Annotated in this window: 4 protein-coding genes and 1 pseudogene; 4 read left to right on the forward strand and 1 reads right to left on the reverse strand. The window is 50.1% G+C overall.

Translation table 11 applies throughout. The features are described from left to right. The 3 genes from ACZM8Y_RS16725 to ACZM8Y_RS16735 all read left to right on the forward strand — a co-directional run. The coding region (locus tag ACZM8Y_RS16725) for a hypothetical protein (protein ID WP_489501908.1) at positions 1-204 on the forward strand (204 nt) is incomplete at its 5' end. Positions 205-305: 101 nt separating this feature from the next. Next, positions 306-866, forward strand: a complete 561-nt coding sequence (locus ACZM8Y_RS16730) for an Rpn family recombination-promoting nuclease/putative transposase (protein WP_479859970.1) — start codon at positions 306-308, stop codon at positions 864-866. Positions 867-1,005: 139 nt separating this feature from the next. Then, positions 1,006-1,290 carry a hypothetical protein gene (locus tag ACZM8Y_RS16735; RefSeq protein WP_489501909.1) on the forward strand — a complete coding sequence of 95 codons (285 nt, stop codon included), beginning with the start codon at positions 1,006-1,008 and terminating at the stop codon, positions 1,288-1,290. Positions 1,291-1,953: 663 nt separating this feature from the next. Here the strand turns inward: ACZM8Y_RS16735 and ACZM8Y_RS16740 are convergent. After that, on the reverse strand, positions 1,954-2,079 hold the full coding sequence (locus ACZM8Y_RS16740) for a hypothetical protein (RefSeq protein ID WP_489501910.1): 126 nt from the start codon (positions 2,077-2,079) through the stop codon (positions 1,954-1,956). Between the two features lie 38 nt (positions 2,080-2,117). Between ACZM8Y_RS16740 and ACZM8Y_RS16745 the strand changes: the two are divergent. Continuing rightward, positions 2,118-3,214, forward strand: a pseudogene (locus ACZM8Y_RS16745) (VWA domain-containing protein); the annotation flags it as partial.

A 3,214-nucleotide genomic window follows, 5' to 3' on the forward strand; every position in this document is an offset into this window, starting at 1 on the left:
ACGGAATTTGACCGGGACGTGGGCAACCGCATCACGGAACGCCTGAACAGGGAGTACGGCGACAAAATGCTCTGCGGCTGCATCCACCCCCACCGTGCGCCTTCGGCCCTGCAGGAGACAGAAACTTGGAACGGAATGCGCGGTATCGGGAACTATAGGGGAAGATTGAAGGGAAGGAAGAAAAGGAGCAGCGCATACGAATGAAATAGGGCGAAGCATAGCATGAGGAAATAACAGAGAAAACGTGGGGTCAACATTTTCATCAGGCATTGCTCGGATAGAATATTCACATGGAAAAAGAATGAATGCCGCATGATTCGGCGTATAAGCAGTTTTTCAGCAATCCCGAAATGGTGGAATCATTGTTGAGGGATTTCGTGTCTGCCGATTTCATCGCCGACCTGGATTTTTCGACGCTTGAACGCTGTTCGGGCAGTTATGTGACGGACGACCTGCGGGAACTCTATGACGATATTGTCTGGCGTGTCGGCTGGAAAAAAGGTTCCTGGTGCTATGTGGCGTTGCTTCTGGAGTTCCAGAGTACGCCTGGCCACTGGATGGCCCTGAGAACGCTGTCCTATACGACCCTGCTTCTGCTTGATCTCGTCAAGACGGGAAAAGTATGTGAAAACGATGGGTTGCCTCCGGTGTTTCCCATTGTTATATACAATGGGGGCAAGGCATGGAAAGCGCCTCAGGAAGTGGCGGCCTTGTTCGCTCCCATGCCGGAGAGTTTGAAGTATTATCGTCCCCAACATCGGCATTTTTTGCTGGACGAAAGCCGTGTGTCGGGAGAAGAACTGGATAAAAGCAATGGCCTGGTCGCGCAGCTCCTGAGACTGGAGCGGGCGCAGGAGCCTGAATAGGTTCGGCGCCCGGCTTCATGGGTCTGAATATCTGTCTTTACGCCGGGCGTTTACAGTATGGTTGGGCCGTGTTGTCCTTAAACACTATGGAATAACAGAAGAAATTCCCGAATTTCAGGATTTGCGGGAGGTGGACGCCATGTTGGAAGAACGTGCAGCTCAGTGGAAAGATGAATACATTCGGCAAGGGGTAATGATTGGGAAGGCGGAAGGTATCTCCATTGGGGAAACCAGAGGACTCGGACTAGCCCTGCGGGATTTGCTGGAGGCCCGTTTTGGCACGCTCCCCCAATCCGTGACTTCCTATATTGCGAGTTCATCTGATTCAAACGCCCTGCGGAAATTGACGCTTTCCGCATACCATGCGGAGTCGTTGCAGGCGTTTATTGACCAGCTCAAAAAAGACGATACCAAGCTCATGTAATTGTATCTTCAGTAAAATGTAATGCCGCCTGTATTCTTTTCTACAGGCGGCATTTTTATTTCAATGGAGTAAATCGAGGGAAAAACGACAAGTATACTACTAAATTTAAGTTGGACATCAGCGACATTTCTCCTCTTACGCCTAAACAGTTTCGGTAAAGTGAAATTTTGTTTCTGGAGCGTTTGAGACTATGGTATAGTGTTGTTGAGGATGAAGTCCCGCGTTCCTGGCGTAAGTAGTGTCGGGCGGTATCCCTTGAACATCGTTATATACTGGAGAAAGCATGGTGAGCTTTCAGGTCGTGATTTCCGGCACACAGCCGTGCTGTATCTCTCAGTCATTCATCATAACTAACTAGAATATTGTCTATATTTTATTGATGAAATACGAGTCGCCAATTTTGTTCAAATCCGTCCACGGGGTTCCTGTTGCCAACGCCGCCATGTATTCCCGAAGAATATTTTCTCTGCTTCTTTTCAGCGGTCAGATATGTCTGTGGCGTAACCACATTTTTCTTGACTTAACATAAAGAATATTTATCCTAAACAAAACAGTCATACTGGTATTTGGCTGTATTGTTCCTGCTGGTATTGGAACTTGTATGTGGAAAGACATGTCGTGTCTTCATTGAATACGAGTAACCAATTGATATAGCAGGTTTTTTTATGCTCTCTCTCTCTCTCTCTCTCTCATAATCGTTACCTTTTGGCGTAATCCTCCTTCCATTCCTCCGCCTGAATAAGCCCTGTCCGGTGTACTGCCGGTGCAGGGCTTTTTGCGTGTAATCATGTTCTTTTTCCAGTTCCTTCTTTTTTCAGGAGACAACCATGCCTGATGTGCGCCTTATAAAGCCCGCTGCGGGTATATCCCAGAATATTGTTTGTGAACCGCAGGCCCGTTTTGTTTTTGATTTTCCTACGGATGCCGCCACGCTGTCCCGTTCCGGAGACAATCTTGTCCTGACATTCGAGGACGGGAGCAGTCTCCAGCTTGAAAATTTCTATACGGCCTATTCCAGCGAGAACATGCCTTCCTTCTCTGTGGAGGGAGTTGAGATTTCCGGTCAGGACTTCTTCGCGGCCATGAATGAACCCGACCTGATGCCTGCTGCCGGTCCTGCTTCCAATGCGGGGCAGGGAAACGGCGCCCGCTATCATGAGTACACAAGCGCAGATCTTCTTGACGGGCTTGACCGTCTTGACGGTCTGGATGTGGGCTGGACGGACAGCAACATCCCGTTTGACGATCTGGAAGCCTTTGGCACGGATGAAAGTTCTGCTGTTGACTATTCCGTCACCATTACTCCCGGTACTCCCGGTATCGGGAATAGTTTTCTTAGTGTCTCGGAAAAGGATTGGACTCCTGAAACGCACCCTGAAGCGTCCGGGAATATGCTCATCACCGCTCCCGATGGCGTTGCTTCCATTGTTTTTGGCGGTGTTACCATTTTTGAGAATGGCGCGATGACGGGGAATCCCGTCACTGTGGATGGAGGGCATTTTGAGTTTGCTTTCGATGAGTCTACTGGACGCCTTGACTATACCTTTGTTCTGGATGATGCGGCAACTCACGATAAGAGCCTCGGAAACGACGAGCAGATTTCACACAACTTTACTATCACAGTAACGGACACGGACGGCGACAGTGCCAGCGGCGAAGTTCGGCTTGATATTGTGGACGACGTGCCGACCTTGACGGTGGGTGAGTTCTCCGGCGCGTACGGTGAAGGCATTGACGGTACGGTGAACTTCGACTTCGGCGCGGACAACGGCGAAGGCGCGAAGATCGAGCTTTCCGTGAACGGCGGTGAAAAGGTTGCAGGTGTCAGCACTGACGGCGGCAAGACCTGGACGTTCACTGTGGAGGGCAAGACGGTGACGCTGAATGCGGAAACGGGTGAGTTCCACTATGACCTGCCTGCTTC

The organism is Bilophila sp., from assembly GCF_057864385.1.

Excerpts from the sequence above, each read along its gene's own strand:
- ACZM8Y_RS16730 (WP_479859970.1), top strand. The coding sequence starts at position 306 with ATGCCGCATGATTCGGCGTATAAGCAGTTTTTCAGCAATCCCGAAATG.
- ACZM8Y_RS16735 (WP_489501909.1), top strand. The coding sequence starts at position 1,006 with ATGTTGGAAGAACGTGCAGCTCAGTGGAAAGATGAATACATTCGGCAA.
- ACZM8Y_RS16740 (WP_489501910.1), bottom strand. The coding sequence starts at position 2,079 with ATGATTACACGCAAAAAGCCCTGCACCGGCAGTACACCGGACAGGGCT.